General features: G+C 72.6%; 15 protein-coding genes. 3 read left to right on the plus strand and 12 right to left on the minus strand.

All coding sequences use genetic code 11. The features are described from left to right. Positions 1 to 317 precede the first annotated feature (317 nt). Positions 318 to 2,198, plus strand: coding sequence for an endonuclease/exonuclease/phosphatase family protein (locus FH715_RS15130; RefSeq protein WP_170184734.1), 1,881 nt, complete (start codon positions 318 to 320; stop codon positions 2,196 to 2,198). 113 nt (positions 2,199 to 2,311) lie between these two features. Then, positions 2,312 to 3,208, plus strand: a complete 897-nt coding sequence (gene dapA, locus FH715_RS15135; RefSeq protein ID WP_139645475.1) for a 4-hydroxy-tetrahydrodipicolinate synthase — start codon at positions 2,312 to 2,314, stop codon at positions 3,206 to 3,208. Between the two features lie 87 nt (positions 3,209 to 3,295). Here the strand turns inward: dapA and FH715_RS15140 are convergent, their stop codons facing one another. From FH715_RS15140 to FH715_RS15155, 4 genes are all read right to left on the minus strand, one after another. Next, positions 3,296 to 4,510, minus strand: coding sequence for a DNA polymerase III subunit beta family protein (locus tag FH715_RS15140; protein WP_139645477.1), 1,215 nt, complete (start codon positions 4,508 to 4,510; stop codon positions 3,296 to 3,298). An 82-nt stretch (positions 4,511 to 4,592) separates the two neighbouring features. Further along, positions 4,593 to 5,582, minus strand: coding sequence for a 2,3,4,5-tetrahydropyridine-2,6-dicarboxylate N-succinyltransferase (gene dapD, locus FH715_RS15145; protein WP_139645479.1), 990 nt, complete (start codon positions 5,580 to 5,582; stop codon positions 4,593 to 4,595). A gap of 10 nt (positions 5,583 to 5,592) precedes the next feature. Continuing rightward, positions 5,593 to 6,165, minus strand: a complete 573-nt coding sequence (locus FH715_RS15150; protein ID WP_139645481.1) for a TetR/AcrR family transcriptional regulator — start codon at positions 6,163 to 6,165, stop codon at positions 5,593 to 5,595. Then, on the minus strand, positions 6,165 to 6,485 hold the full coding sequence (locus tag FH715_RS15155; RefSeq protein ID WP_139645484.1) for a DMT family transporter: 321 nt from the start codon (positions 6,483 to 6,485) through the stop codon (positions 6,165 to 6,167). The genes FH715_RS15150 and FH715_RS15155 overlap by 1 nt, the downstream gene beginning before the upstream one ends. A 164-nt stretch (positions 6,486 to 6,649) precedes the next feature. Between FH715_RS15155 and FH715_RS15160 the strand changes: the two genes are divergently transcribed. Continuing rightward, positions 6,650 to 6,886 (plus strand): hypothetical protein, encoded by a 237-nt coding sequence (locus FH715_RS15160; RefSeq protein ID WP_097228901.1) that lies wholly within the window; start codon positions 6,650 to 6,652, stop codon positions 6,884 to 6,886. Positions 6,887 to 6,978: 92 nt separating this feature from the next. Here the strand turns inward: FH715_RS15160 and FH715_RS15165 are convergent, their stop codons facing one another. The 8 genes from FH715_RS15165 to FH715_RS15200 form a co-directional block, all read right to left on the minus strand. Beyond that, the gene (locus FH715_RS15165) at positions 6,979 to 7,314 is read right to left on the minus strand and encodes a metal-sulfur cluster assembly factor (protein WP_139645486.1); all 336 of its coding nucleotides are present in this window, start codon (positions 7,312 to 7,314) and stop codon (positions 6,979 to 6,981) included. A 31-nt stretch (positions 7,315 to 7,345) separates the two neighbouring features. Beyond that, positions 7,346 to 7,813 carry a Fe-S cluster assembly sulfur transfer protein SufU gene (gene sufU / locus FH715_RS15170; protein WP_139645489.1) on the minus strand — a complete coding sequence of 156 codons (468 nt, stop codon included), beginning with the start codon at positions 7,811 to 7,813 and terminating at the stop codon, positions 7,346 to 7,348. Positions 7,814 to 7,839: 26 nt separating this feature from the next. Then, a complete protein-coding gene (locus FH715_RS15175) occupies positions 7,840 to 9,096 on the minus strand; it encodes a cysteine desulfurase (RefSeq protein ID WP_139645490.1) in 1,257 nt (418 codons plus the stop codon). Positions 9,097 to 9,110: 14 nt separating this feature from the next. After that, positions 9,111 to 9,872, minus strand: coding sequence for a Fe-S cluster assembly ATPase SufC (gene sufC / locus FH715_RS15180; protein ID WP_139645492.1), 762 nt, complete (start codon positions 9,870 to 9,872; stop codon positions 9,111 to 9,113). A 9-nt stretch (positions 9,873 to 9,881) separates the two neighbouring features. Beyond that, positions 9,882 to 10,220: a non-heme iron oxygenase ferredoxin subunit gene (locus FH715_RS15185; RefSeq protein ID WP_139645494.1), complete on the minus strand. Its 339-nt coding sequence runs from the start codon at positions 10,218 to 10,220 to the stop codon at positions 9,882 to 9,884. After that, entirely contained in the window at positions 10,217 to 11,398 is a 1,182-nt protein-coding gene (sufD, locus tag FH715_RS15190; RefSeq protein ID WP_139645495.1) for a Fe-S cluster assembly protein SufD, read from the minus strand. Before sufD ends, FH715_RS15185 begins: the two co-directional genes overlap by 4 nt. Before the next feature lie 93 nt (positions 11,399 to 11,491). After that, positions 11,492 to 12,913, minus strand: coding sequence for a Fe-S cluster assembly protein SufB (gene sufB, locus FH715_RS15195; RefSeq protein WP_139645497.1), 1,422 nt, complete (start codon positions 12,911 to 12,913; stop codon positions 11,492 to 11,494). Then, positions 12,910 to 13,785 (minus strand): helix-turn-helix transcriptional regulator, encoded by an 876-nt coding sequence (locus FH715_RS15200; RefSeq protein ID WP_139645499.1) that lies wholly within the window; start codon positions 13,783 to 13,785, stop codon positions 12,910 to 12,912. Before FH715_RS15200 ends, sufB begins: the two co-directional genes overlap by 4 nt. Positions 13,786 to 13,796 lie beyond the last annotated feature (11 nt).

The following is a 13,796-nucleotide window of genomic DNA, read 5'->3' on the forward strand; positions in this document are numbered from 1 at the left end:
AGACGTGATCGGGCCCGGCCCGTGGCGCATCCGGCGGGTTCCGCTCCGCTTCATCTGAACGTCGCCCCCCGGAGGTCGCCGCTTCGCCCCGGCGGACGCGGGGAGACGCGCGCCCGCCGGGGGCGGTCGGGACGCGGCGTCGTCCCGACCACCCGCTGGTTAACAGTTGGTTGGCGCCAGGCAAGACCCCTGCCCCGCAAGGCGTTACCCGCGTAGCGTGACCCCGTTCCCGTACCCCGTTCCCGTTCCGTACCCCGTCGCCGTTTCCCGTCCCGTCGTTTCCCCCGGCCCGCAGCGCCCGCCCTGGAGAGTGTCACGTGAACGCCCACCGCCCCGTCGACCGCACCCGTTCGTTCCGCCAACCGCCGCGCGGCTCGCTCGCCTTGGCCGCCGCCCTCGCGGGTGGGCTGTGTCTGCCGCTGGTGTGCTGGCCGGGTGCCGCCGCCGCCGAGCCGGGTGCGGTGCGGATCGCGCGGATCCAGGGCGACACCAGGATCTCGCCGCTGGTCGGCGAGCGGGTGACGGGGGTCACGGGTGTGGTGACCGGGGTGCGGGCGTTCGGCTCGCGCGGGTTCTGGGTCCAGGACCCGGTGGGCGACGGCGACCCGGCGACCAGCGAGGGGATCTTCGTCTACACCGGCGACGCGGTCCCCGAGGTGGCGGTCGGCGACGCGGTGGAGGTCGAGGGCACCGTCGAGGAGTACTACCCGGGTGGCGTCGACGGCGGGGGGCAGTCGCTCACCCAGCTGACCGACCCGGGCGTGACCGTCGTCTCCTCGGGCCATGAGCTGCCGGAGCCCGTGGAGTTGACCGGTGACACGCTGCCCCGGCGGTACGCGCCGACCGGTGATCCGGAGAACGGCGGCAGCGTCGAGGGGCTGCCGCTGCGGGAGGACGAGTTCGCGCTCGACCGCTATGAATCGCTTGAGGGCATGGTGGTGTCGGTCGCCGACGCGCCGGTGGTCGGCCCCAGCACCGAGTACGGCGAGCTGTGGGTGACGCTGCGCCCCGGGGAGAACCCCACGCCGCGCGGCGGGACCCGTTACTCCTCCTACGCGGCCCACAATCCGGGCCGGCTGAAGGTCGAGTCACTGATCCCTTTCGCTGAGCGCCCGTTTCCCGAGGCCAATGTGGGCGACCGGCTGACCGGCACCACCACCGGCCCGCTCGACTACGACTCGTTCGGCGGATACACGTTGGCGGCACGGGAGTTGGGCGAGGTCGCCGACGGTGGCCTCGCACGCGAGCGGACCAGGCCGCAGCGGCCCGGGGAGCTGGCCGTCGCCGCGTACAACGTCGAGAACCTGAACCCGGAGGACCCGCCGGAGAAGTTCGAACGGCTCGCCGGGGCCGTGGTGGAGAACCTCGCCTCGCCCGACGTGCTGGCCGTCGAGGAGATCCAGGACGACAGCGGCCCGGCGGACGACGGAACGGTGACGGCCGGGGAGACGTTGCGGCTGTTCACCGAGGCCGTGGTCGCCGCCGGCGGCCCGCGCTACGAGTGGCGCGGGATCGACCCGGTGGACGGCGCGGACGGCGGGCAGCCGGGCGGCAACATCCGCAACGTGCTGCTCTTCAACCCCGAGCGGGTCTCGTTCGTCGACCGTCCCGGCGGGGACGCCGAGCGCGCGACCGAGGTGGTGGGGCGGCGCGGGGAGGCCACGCTGAGCCACTCCCCCGGCAGGGTCGCGCCGACGGACGAGGCGTGGAACGACAGCCGCAAGCCGCTGGTCGGGGAGTTCCGCTTCCGGGGCCGGACGGTGCTGGTGGTGGCCAACCACTTCGCGTCCAAGGGCGGCGATCAGCCGACGCACGGCCGTTTTCAGCCGCCGAACCGCAGTTCGGAGGAGCAGCGGCTGGCGCAGGCGCGCGCGGTGCGGGACTTCGTCCGGGAGACGCGCGAGGCCGACGGGGTGCGCCGGCCGGCGAACGTGGTGGTGCTCGGCGACCTCAACGACTTCGAGTTCTCCGCGACGGCCGAGGCGCTGACCGGCGAGGGGCTGCTGGAGAACGCGCTGGACTCGCTGCCGGCGCGGGAGCGCTACACCTATGTCTTCGACGGGCAGTCGCAGGTGCTGGACCAGACGCTGGTCTCCCCCGCGATCCGCCGCTACGAGCTGGATGTGGTGCACATCAACGCCGAGTTCGCCGACCAGGCCAGCGACCACGACCCGCAGGTGCTGCGTTTCCGTCCCTGAGCCCCCGCGGGGCGGCGGCGAACAGCGGGGACGCATGGTGAAGCGACGCTGAAGAGTGTCGCGCAGCGGTACGAAGTGGACCGGGGCGGCCCGGTGGGACCAGACTCTCGGTCATGCGTCTGGGACCACTGGGCCGCTGTGCGGCCGCCATGATCACCCCGTTCACCGAGGACGGAGCGCTCGACCCGACGGGGGCCGAGAAGCTGGCCGCCCACCTGGTCCGCCGGGGCCGCTGCGACGCCCTGGTGGTCAACGGCACCACGGGCGAGTCGCCGACGACGAGCGACGCCGAGAAGGCGACGCTGGTGCGGGCCGTCGGGAACGCGGTCGGCGGCGAGGCCAGGGTGATCGCCGGCGTGGGGACGGCCGACACCCGGCACTCGGTCGAACTGGCACGTTCGGCCCAACAGGCGGGCGCCGACGGCCTGTTGGTGGTGACGCCCTACTACTCGCGGCCGACGAGCGAGGCCGTGGTCCGGCATCTGCTGACCGTCGCCGACGCCACCGAGCTGCCGGTGATGCTCTACGACATCCCGGCGCGGACCGGCGAGGGCACCGCGTTGACCCTGGACTCGCTGCGCCGGCTCGCCGAGCACCCGCGGATCGTGGCGGTCAAGGACTGCTCCTTCGACCTGCTGAAGGTCGGGCGCGCGCTGGCCGAGACGGACCTGGCCTACTACGCGGGCAGCGACGAACTCCATCTGCCGCTGCTGTCGCTCGGCGGCAGCGGCGTGGTCAGCACGGCGGCCAACGTCGTCGGCAGCCAGGTGCGCGCGGTGGTCGACGCGTTCGCCGCCGGCGAGACGGAGACCGCTGCCCGCCGGCACGGGGCGCTGCTGCCGCTGGTCGAGGCGCTGACCGGGCACGGGCCTGGCACGGTGGCGGTCAAGGCGCTGTTCCACGCGGCGGGGCTGCCCGGCGGCCCGGTCCGCCCACCGCTGCTGCCGGCGGACCCGGAACTCACCGCGCTCCTGGCGAGGACGCTCCGCGCGGCCGTCGCCGAGGGCTGACCACCCTGGGCGCGGTCGCCGTCCGCCGGCCGGCGGACGGCGACCTCCCGGCCCACCGAAGTGAACGGTGGCCCGTTCCCCCGCCGGTCAGGCCACGTCGTCGAGGCGGACCGGCATCAGGAGCGACAGCCGGTCGGACGCGCCGCCACGGGGGCGGAGGGCGAGGGGGGCCGCCGGGCCGCCGATCTCGATCTCCGCGTGGGCGGCGCCCAGCGCCGCCAGCGCCTCGGTGAGGAACTCACGGTTGACGGCGACCCGTTGCCCCGCGCCCGCCGTCTCCGGGTACGGAGTGAGCCGCGCCGGCGAGGCGTCCGTGACGGTGAGCACGCTCACCTCGCACGCGCCGCCGTCCGGCGCGCTCCGCTCCTCGCGGACCGGCCCGGCCGCGACCTCGGCGCGCAGTGCCGCCGTGTCCACGGTGACGCGGCGGCCGGCCGGCAGGTCGACCAGCCGGCGGTAGTCCGGGTACTCGTGGTCGACCGTCGGGCCGGCGACCCGGCGTCCCCCCACCGCGAGCGCCGCCTCGCCGTCCCGCAGCGTCAACCTGGCGGGGGCCGCGTCCGTCAGCAGCGCCCGCATCGCGTCCACCACCGGCGCGGCGACCAGGGCGCGCGCGCCGGCGCCGGGCTCGGACAGCGCGACCCCGGCGAGCGCCAGCCGGTAGCGGTCGGTGGCCACCAGCCGGAGCCGTTCGCCCGCGTCGTCGACGTCGAACAACACCCCGGCGAGCGAGGGGAGTTCGGGGTCGGCGCCGACGGCGAACCGGACCGCGTCGAGCGCGTCCGCGAGCTGGTCGCCGGGCAGGGTCAGTGTCGCCTCGTCTCGCCGCTCGTCCTTTCGCGGCTCGTCGTGCCGCCGGTCGTCGTGTCGCAGCTCGTCGTTCATGGCGTTCTCCCTCGGACGGTCCTCGCGCCGGCCGGGTGGCCGGGCGCCGGTGCGCAGTCGGGAGAGTTCACGCCTGGCCTCGGCCACCCCGTGCTCCAGCCGCCGCACGTGCGCGGCCAGCAGCCGGGCCGGCAGCGTCGGGTCACCGCCGGCCCGGCCGGCCAGCGCCAGCCGGATGTCCGCCAACGGCATCCCGACCCGGCGCAGCGCGGCGACCAGCCGTGCCTCGCCGAGCTGCCCCGGGTCGTAACGCCGGTAACCGGTGCGCGGGTCGACGACGGCCGGCACCAGCACGCCCGCGCCGTCGTAGAACCGCAGCGCGCTCACCGGAAGCCCGCTGGCCCTGGCGAGTGCGCCGATGCCCAGCTCCCCGCCGTCCGCCTCGGACGGCCGGTGGTCAGGTCGTTCGCTCTCCACGGCGTTCACCCTGGGGCCTGAAGTTGGTCGAGGGTCAAGCCGGGCGCCGGACCGCCGGCGGGCGCCGCCGCCCGCCCGCCCGTCAGTTGTGGGTGTGCAGCGCCGCGTTGAGCCCGCCCCAGCTGCCGCTGCGGGGCAGCGCCTGCACCGTGCCGGTGGTGGAGTGGCGCCGGTAGAGCAGGTTGTCGGCGCCGGACAGCTCCAGCGCCTTGGCCACCGTCCCGTCGGGCAGCGTGACCCGGGTGCCGGCGGTCAGGTAGAGGCCGGCCTCCACGACGCAGTCGTCGCCCAGCGAGATCCCCAGCCCGGACTGGGCGCCCAACAGGCAGCGCTTCCCGAGGGAGATGGTCTGCTTGCCGCCGCCCGACAGGGTGCCCATGATCGAGGCGCCGCCGCCGACGTCGGAGCCGTCGCCGACCACGACGCCCGCGCTGATCCGGCCCTCGACCATGGAGGAGCCGAGGGTGCCGGCGTTGAAGTTGCAGAAGCCCTCGTGCATCACGGTGGTGCCGGCGGCGAGGTGGGCGCCGAGGCGGACGCGGTCGGCGTCGCCGACGCGCACGCCGGAGGGCACGACGTAGTCGGTCATCCGGGGGAACTTGTCGACGCTGGTCACGGCGAACGTCTGCCCCGCCGCCCGCGCCGCCAGCTGGGCGCGGCCGACCTCGGCGGCCGGCACCGGGCCGATGGTGGTCCAGGCGACGTTGGCCAGCAGGGCGAAGATGCCCTCCAGGTTGAGCCCGTGCGGCCGGACGAGCCGGTGGCTGAGCAGGTGCAGCCTGAGGTAGACGTCGTGGGCGTCCAGCGGCTTGTCGTCGGTCGAGGCGATGACCGTGCGCACCGCGACCACCTCGACGCCCCGGCGCGGGTCGGGGCCCAGCGCGGCGGGGGCGTCGGGGCCGAGCAGTTCGGCGGCCCGCTCGGGGGTGAGGCGTTCGGTGCCGGCGGGGCCGGGCTCCTCGGTCAGCTCGGGGGTGGGGAACCAGGTGTCCAGCACGGTGCCGTCGGCTGCCAGGGTGGCGAGGCCGGCGGCGGCGGCACCGGTCACGGTGCGAGGGGTCTCGTCGGTCATGGCCCCGACGCTAGCCGGTGCCGGGCCGTGGTCGCGAACCCGCCTCGTGAAGGAGCCGCGCCAGCGCCTCCCTGGTCTCCTCGGGGCGGTGCGGACCGCCGGTGAGCAGCAGTTGGATCAGCAGCCCGTCGACCAGTCCGACGAACGCCCGCGCGCCGGCCTCGTCCCCGGTCAACGGCCGTGCGAGCCGCACCATCTCGTCCAGGCAGCGGGCGGCCAGCGGGCGCAGCGCGGGGCGTTCCAGGCCGGCGAAGTAGAGCCCGTAGAGCAGCTCGGCCGAGGCCCTGCGCGGCCCGGTCCAGTCGTCCAGCAGGCTCACCACACGGTCGGCGACCGAAGGTGCGGTCTCGGCGTCGGCGACCCACCGCGCGAACCACTCAAGCCAGTCCGCGTTGACCCGCTCCAGCGCGGCGAGCAACAGCGCCTCGCCGCCGTCGAAGTGGTAGGTGGTCGAGCCCAGCGGAACGTCGGCCTCGGCGGCCACCGCGCGGTGGGTCAGCCCCTTGATCCCGCGGCGCTCCAGCACCCGGACCGCGGCGGCCACGATCCGTTCGCGCCGTTCGGGGTCGTAGCGGCGGGGCATCAGTGCGCGCCGCCGAGGTTGAGCACCACGACGCCGGCGATCACCAGCAGCACCCCGGCGATCTTGAGCGGGGTCGTCGACTCGCCGAGGAACGCCATCCCGATCACCGCGATCAACGCGGTGCCCGCGCCGGCCCAGATCGCGTAGGCGGTGCCGACGTCCAGGGTCTTCAACGCCTGAGCGAGCAGCGCGAACGCCAGCAGATAGCCGGCGATCGAGCCGACCGTGGGCCAGAGCCTGCTGTAGCCGTCGCTCTGCTTCATCAGGGTGGTCGCCGCGATCTCCAGCAGGATCGCCCCGGAAAGGGTCAGATAGGCCATGCGGACAAACGTACACAACGCTGTGGACGCACGTACACAACGTCGGTGCCGCCCTCCGGACGGGTGGACCGATCGGCCCGCTCGGGGAGCCGCGGGCGACACGGAGACCAGGGCGGCGAGGGTGATCCGGAAAGCTTGTCGGACAAGCGAGAGGGAGCAACGAGATGGCTCAGTGTGAGGTCTGCGGCAACGACTACCGCATGGCCTTCGAGGTGCGGGCCGCCGGCCGGGTCCATGTCTTCGACAGCCTGGAGTGCGCGGCCCAGCGGATGGCCCCGGTCTGCGAGAACTGCGAGTGCCGCATCCTCGGCCACGGCCTGGAGACCGAGGACGGCCACTTCTACTGCTGCGCCCACTGCGCGCGCGTCCAGGGCCACGCCCAGCTGGTCGACCACGCCTGAAGCCCTCCGGCCCCGGCACCGCGCACGCGCGAAAGCCCGCGCCCCGGCGGGGGGCGCGGGCTTTCGCGAGAACGCGCGGCGGGCGAACGCCCTCAGACGTTGAACCCCAGCGCGCGCAGCTGGTCGCGGCCGTCGTCGGTGATCTTGTCCGGGCCCCACGGCGGCATCCAGACCCAGTTGATCTTCAGCTCGTGCACCAGGCCCTCGGTCGCCGAACGCGCCTGGTCCTCGATGACGTCCGTCAGCGGGCAGGCCGCCGAGGTCAGCGTCATGTCGACGGTCGCCACGTTGCCCTCGTCGACGTGCACCCCGTAGATCAGGCCCAGATTGACCACGTCGATCCCCAGCTCGGGGTCGACGACGTCCATCATGGCCTCCCGGACCTCTTCCTCGCTCGCCGGGCTGGCGACGGTCTCGGTCTCGGTCATGCGACAGCACCTCTCTCGTTCGCGTCACCTGTCACGACTGCTCACCCCGCACGGAGGACTCGCCCAGCGCCTGCGCCGTGGCGTCCTTCCAGGCCATCCAGCTCAGCAGGGCGCACTTGACCCGCGCCGGGTACTTGGAGACGCCGGCGAACGCGACCGCGTCCTCCAGCAGCTCCTCCATCGCGTCGTCCGGCGTCAGCTGGCCGCGCGACTGCATCAGCTCCAGAAAGGACCCCTGGATCTCCAGGGCCTCGGGCAGCTCCCTGCCCACCAGCAGCTCGTTGAGCACCGAGGCGCTGGCCTGGCTGATCGAGCAGCCCTGCCCCTCGTAGGAGACGTCGGCGATCCGCTCGCCTTCGTACCTGACCCGCAGGGTGATCTCGTCCCCGCACGTCGGGTTGACGTGGTGGACCTCCGCGTCACCCTCGCGCAGGCCCTGCCCGTGCGGGTTCTTGTAGTGGTCCAGGATCACTTCCTGGTACATCGATTGCAGCTGCACGTCCTCATACCGCTCTCATCGGGGGCTCATCCGAAGAAACCACGCACGTACTCCAGCCCGTCGACGAGGGCGTCCACCTCCGCCGGCGTGGAGTACAGGTAGAACGACGCCCGCGTGGTCGCCGGAATTCCGTACCGCAGACAGACCGGCCGCGCGCAGTGGTGCCCCACGCGCACCGCGATGCCCTGCTCGTCCAGCACCTGGCCCACGTCGTGCGGGTGTATGTCGCCCAGCGTGAACGAGATGGTCGCGCCGCGCTCCTCGGACGTGGTGGGCCCCACGATCCGCAGCCCCTCCACGCCGGACAGCCGCTCCAACGCGTAACGGGTGATCGCCCGCTCGTGCGCCGCGATCCGCTCCATGCCGATGCCGGAGAGATAGTCCACGGCCGCCCCGAGACCGACCGCCTGCGCGATCGGCGGGGTGCCCGCCTCGAACTTGTGCGGCGCCGGCGCGTAGGTGGACGAGCTCATCGTCACGGTCTCGATCATCTCGCCGCCCCCGAGGAACGGCGGCAGGTCCTCCAGCAGCTCCTGGCGCCCCCAGAGCACGCCGATCCCGGTAGGACCGCACATCTTGTGCCCGGTGAAGACCACGAAGTCGGCCTGGAGCGACTGCACGTCCAGCGGCATGTGCGGCGCCGCCTGCGAGGCGTCGATCAGCACCAGCGCGCCGACCTCCTGCGCGCGGCGGACGATCGCCTCGACCGGGTTGTGCGTGCCGAGCACGTTGGAGACCAGCACGAACGAGACCACCTTGGTGCGTTCGGTGATCACCTCGTCGATCCGGGAGAGGTCCAGCCGGCCGTCGTCGGTCAGCCCGAACCACTTCAGCTTCGCGCCGGTGCGCTGCGCCAGCAGCTGCCAGGGCACGATGTTGGAGTGGTGCTCCATCTCCGTGATGACGATCTCGGTGCCCGAGTCCACCCGGTAGGGCTCGTCCGCCAGGCCCAGCATGTTGGCCACCAGGTTCAGCGACTCCGAGGCGTTCTTCGTGAACACCACCTCGTCCCTGCTCGGCGCGTTGACGAACGCCGCGACCTTGTCCCTGGCGCCCTCGTAGAGCGCGGTGGCCTCCTCGGCCAGCACGTGCACACCGCGGTGGACGTTGGAGTGGTGGCGCTCGTAGTACTCGGTGAGCGCGTCCAGGACCTGGCGGGGCTTGTGCGAGCTGGCCGCGTTGTCCAGGTAGACCAGCGGGCGGCCCTCGTGGACGGTGCGGTGCAGGATCGGGAAGTCCTTGCGGATGGCTTCGGTGTCCAGCAGGCCTTCCAGTCCGGCCACCGGGCGCCCCTCTGTCATGAGGCAACCCCCTTGGTGTACTGCTCGTAGCCCTCGGCCTCCAGCTTGTCGGCCAGCTCGGCACCGCCGGACTCCACGATGCGACCGCCGGCGAAGACGTGCACGTGGTCGGGCTTGATGTAGCGCAGGATGCGCGTGTAGTGCGTGATCAGCAGGGTGCCGACGTCGCCGCTCTCCCGGACGCGGTTGACGCCGGAGGAGACGATCCGCAGCGCGTCGATGTCCAGGCCGGAGTCGGTCTCGTCGAGGATGGCGACCTTCGGCCGCAGCAGCTCCAGCTGAAGGATCTCATGGCGCTTCTTCTCACCGCCGGAGAAGCCCTCGTTGACGTTGCGCTCGGCGAAGGCCGGGTCCATCTCCAGGCGCTCCATCGCCTCCTTGACCTCCTTGACCCAGGTGCGCAGGCGCGGGGCCTCGCCCCGGACCGCGGTGGCCGAGGTACGCAGGAAGTTGGAGACGGAGACGCCGGGAACCTCCACCGGGTACTGCATGGCGAGGAAGACACCGGCCCTGGCGCGCTCGTCGACGGACATCTCCAGGACGTCCTCGCCGTCGAGCGTCACCGTGCCGCCGGTGACGGTGTACTTGGGGTGTCCGGCCAGCGAGTAGGCCAGGGTGGACTTGCCGGAGCCGTTGGGGCCCATGATGGCGTGCGTCTCGCCCTGCTTCACTGTCAGGTCGACACCGCGCAGGATCTCGGTGGAGCCGGACTCGGACTCGACGGAGACGTGCAGGTCGTGGATCTCAAGCGTTGCCATGGGGATGCCTCAGGACTCCTGGGTGAGAGAGACGAGCACGGTCGCCGCCGGGCCCTCTCCTTCGATCTTGACGGGGTAGGTGGGGATGGGGCGGGTGGCCGGCGGGCCCGAGGGCTTGCCGGTGCGCAGGTCGAAGCTGGAGCCGTGCAGCCAGCACTCGATCTGGCAGTTGTCCACCTCGCCCTCGGAGAGCGAGACGTTCGCGTGCGAGCAGATGTCGTTGACCGCGAACACCTCCCCCTCGGTGCGGACGACGGCGACCGGGGTGCCCGCGATCTCGACGCGGTGCGGGGTGTCCTCGGCCAGGTCGCCCAGCGCACAGGCCGGCTGGAAGTCGACGGCGCTCATCCGATGGACTCCGCCAGCTCGGCCTCCAGCTTCGCCAGCAGCCGCTCCTCGACGTCGGCGACGCCGATCTGCTGCACCAGCTCGGCGAAGAAGCCGCGCACGACCAGGCGGCGGGCCTCGTCGGCCGGGATGCCCCTGGCCATCAGGTAGAACAGCTGCTCGTCCTCGAACCGGCCGGTCGCCGACGCGTGGCCGGCGCCCTGGATCTCGCCGGTCTCGATCTCCAGGTTCGGCACCGAGTGGACCTGGGCGCCGTCGGTGAGGACCAGGTTCCGGTTCAGCTCGTAGGTCTCGGTGCCGGTGGCCTGGACCCTGATCACCACGTCGCCGATCCACACCGCGCGGGCCGTCTCGCCCTGGAGCGCGCCCTTGTAGGCCACGTTGCTCCGGCAGTTGGGGGCGTTGTGGTCCACCAGCAGCCGGTGCTCGTGGTGCTGGCCCTCGTCGGTGAAGTACAGGCCGTACAGCTCGGCCTCGCCGCCGGGGCCCGCGTAGCTGACCCGGGGGTGGACGCGGACGACGTCGCCGCCGAAGGTCACCACGATCGACTTCACCGAGGCGTCCCTGCCGACCAGCACGTTGTGCTGGGTGACATGGACGGCGGTGTCGTCCCAGTCCTGGACCGAGACCACCGTGAGCTTGGCGCCGTCGCCCACCAGGAACTCGACGTTGGCCGCACGGGCGGTGTCGCCGGTGTGGTCCAGCACGAGGACCGCCTCGGCGAAGGCGCCGATGTCGAAGACCGTGTGCCCGTACGTCACGCCGCCCTCGCCGTGCAGCCCGAGCCGCACCGGCTCGGCCAGCACCGCGTCCCGGGGGACGGAGACGACCGTGGCCTTCTCCACGGAGCTGAACGCCTGCGCGGTGACCCGGTCGACCGGGGTGCCGGCGCGGCCGACCCGGGGGTCGTCCAGGCCGACGGTCTCGACGGTCACGCCGTCGGGCGCCGACAGGTCGACCTTGATCGAGCCGTCGGCCGCGGCCGTCCCGTCGTGCAGTCCGCGCAGCCGCTGAAGCGGGGTGAACCGCCACTCCTCCTCGCGGCCGTGCGGCACCGGGAAGTCCGCGACGTCGAACGACGGCGGGGCGCTCGTCCGGGTGACCACGGAGGACTCGACGGCCGCCGCGACCGCCTCCCCCGCACTGTCGGCGCCGGGCATACTCTGGGCCTCAGCCATGGGTCTCGTCGTGCTCGCTCTCTTGGGTTCTGGGCCCGGGGCCGCGCGTGCGCGGCACCGGGCCGCCTCGGGTGGCTCGGTCGGGGCGGGCGGTCAGCCGACCGCGCCCTCCATCTGCAGCTCGATCAGCCGGTTCAGCTCCAGGGCGTACTCCATCGGCAGCTCCTTGGCGATGGGCTCGACGAAGCCGCGCACGATCATCGCCATCGCCTCGTCCTCCGACAGGCCCCGGCTCATCAGGTAGAACAGCTGGTCGTCGCTGACCTTGGAGACCGTCGCCTCGTGGCCCATGGTCACGTCGTCCTCGCGGACGTCCGTGTACGGGTAGGTGTCCGAGCGCGAGACCGTGTCCACCAGCAGCGCGTCGCAGAGCACGTTGGACTTCGAGCCCTCGGCGCCCTCGGCGATCTCGATCAGCCCCCGGTAGGAGGTGCGCCCGCCGCCCCTGGCCACCGACTTGGAGACGATGTTGGACGAGGTCCTGGGCGCCATGTGCACCATCTTGGCGCCGGCGTCCTGGTGCTGGCCCTCGCCGGCGAAGGCGACGGAGAGCGTCTCGCCCTTGGCGTGCTCGCCCATCAGGTAGATCGCCGGGTACTTCATGGTGACCTTGGAGCCGATGTTGCCGTCGACCCACTCCATGGTGGCGCCCTCGTGCGCGACGGCGCGCTTGGTCACCAGGTTGTACACGTTGTTCGACCAGTTCTGGATGGTCGTGTAGCGGCAGCGACCGCCCTTCTTGACGATGATCTCCACGACCGCCGAGTGCAGCGAGTCCGACTGGTAGATCGGCGCGGTGCAGCCCTCGACGTAGTGCACGTAGGCGTTCTCGTCGACGATGATCAGCGTCCGCTCGAACTGGCCCATGTTCTCCGTGTTGATCCGGAAGTAGGCCTGGAGCGGGATGTCGACGTGCACGCCCGGCGGGACGTAGATGAACGAGCCGCCGGACCAGACCGCCGTGTTGAGCGCGGCGAACTTGTTGTCGCCCGACGGGATCACGGTGCCGAAGTGCTCCTGGAACAGCTCCGGGTGCTCGCGCAGCGCGGTGTCCGTGTCCAGGAAGAGCACGCCCTGCGCCTCCAGGTCCTCGCGGATCTGGTGGTAGACGACCTCGGACTCGTACTGCGCGGCGACGCCGGCGACCAGGCGCTGCTTCTCCGCCTCGGGGATGCCGAGCTTGTCGTAGGTGTTCTTGATGTCCTCCGGCAGGTCCTCCCAGCTCTGGGCCTGCTTCTCGGTGGAGCGCACGAAGTACTTGATGTTGTCGAAGTCGATGCCGCTGAGGTCCGAGCCCCAGGTCGGCATGGGCTTCTTGCCGAAGAGCCTCAGCGCCTTCAGCCGCATCCTGAGCATCCACTCGGGCTCGGACTTCTTGCCCGAGATGTCGCGGACGACATCCTCGGACAGGCCGCGCCTGGCGGTCGCTCCCGCCGCGTCGGAGTCGGACCAGCCGTACTCGTAGGTACCCAGCCCCTCCAGCTCGGGGTGGGCGGTCTCCGTAGGCGAAGTCATGCGGGGTTCCTCCCGGCGATGGGTGCTTGTGCGGTGGTCTTGGGGGGTGTGGCGGTGGCGCCGGACGCGTCCGGCCTCCCCCGGGGCTGGGGGTCGCCGGCCGGCGACCCGCCCCCGGCCCCGCCGTCCGCCGGGGCGGCGGCCGAGGTGTGCGGAACGAAGGTGGTGCAGACGCCATCGCCGTGCGCGATGGTCGCCAGCCGCTGCACGTGGCTGCCCAGCAGCTCGGAGAAGACCTCGGTCTCCGCGTCGCAGAGCTGGGGGTAGGAGGCCGCCGCGTGCGCGACCGGGCAGTGGTGCTGGCAGAGCTGCTCGCCCGACGGCGAGGCGACACCCCGCGCCGCGGCGGCGTACCCGTCGCGGGAGAGCGCGTCGGCCAGCGCCCTGGCCCGCTCCTCGGGGGGCACCCGCTCCACCAGCGAACGGTACCGCTCGGCCTGGGCCGCGGCCCACGCCCTGGCGAAGTCGAGAACGGCGGCGGCGCCGCGCTCCCCGCCGCCCGCGGCCCGCTCGATCCAGCGCAGGGCCTCGACGGCGAGCTGGTCGTACGCCTGGTCGAAGGCGTCGCGGCCCTGGTCGGTGAGGGCGAAGACCTTGGCGGGCCGCCCTCGGCCGCGCGAGCCGTAGACCCGCTTCTCCCTGGGTTCCACCAAGGCGTCGGCCACCAGCGCGTCCAGATGGCGGCGGACGGCGGCCTGCGTGAGACCGAGCCGCTCGGCCAGCTGCGCGGCGGTGGAGGGGCCGTGGTCGAGAACGGAACGGGCCACCCGACGGCGCGTCGTCGACTGCTCGTCGGAGGCGTGCGGCAGAGCGGAACCGCCGGCGACCGCGGGGGTCGTCGGGGTCGCGCGCCGGTCGCTCCCGTTTTTCACAACGCCATTGT

Source organism: Streptomyces sedi, assembly GCF_006335015.1.
Taxonomy (GTDB): Bacteria; Actinomycetota; Actinomycetes; order Streptomycetales; family Streptomycetaceae; genus Streptomyces; species Streptomyces sedi.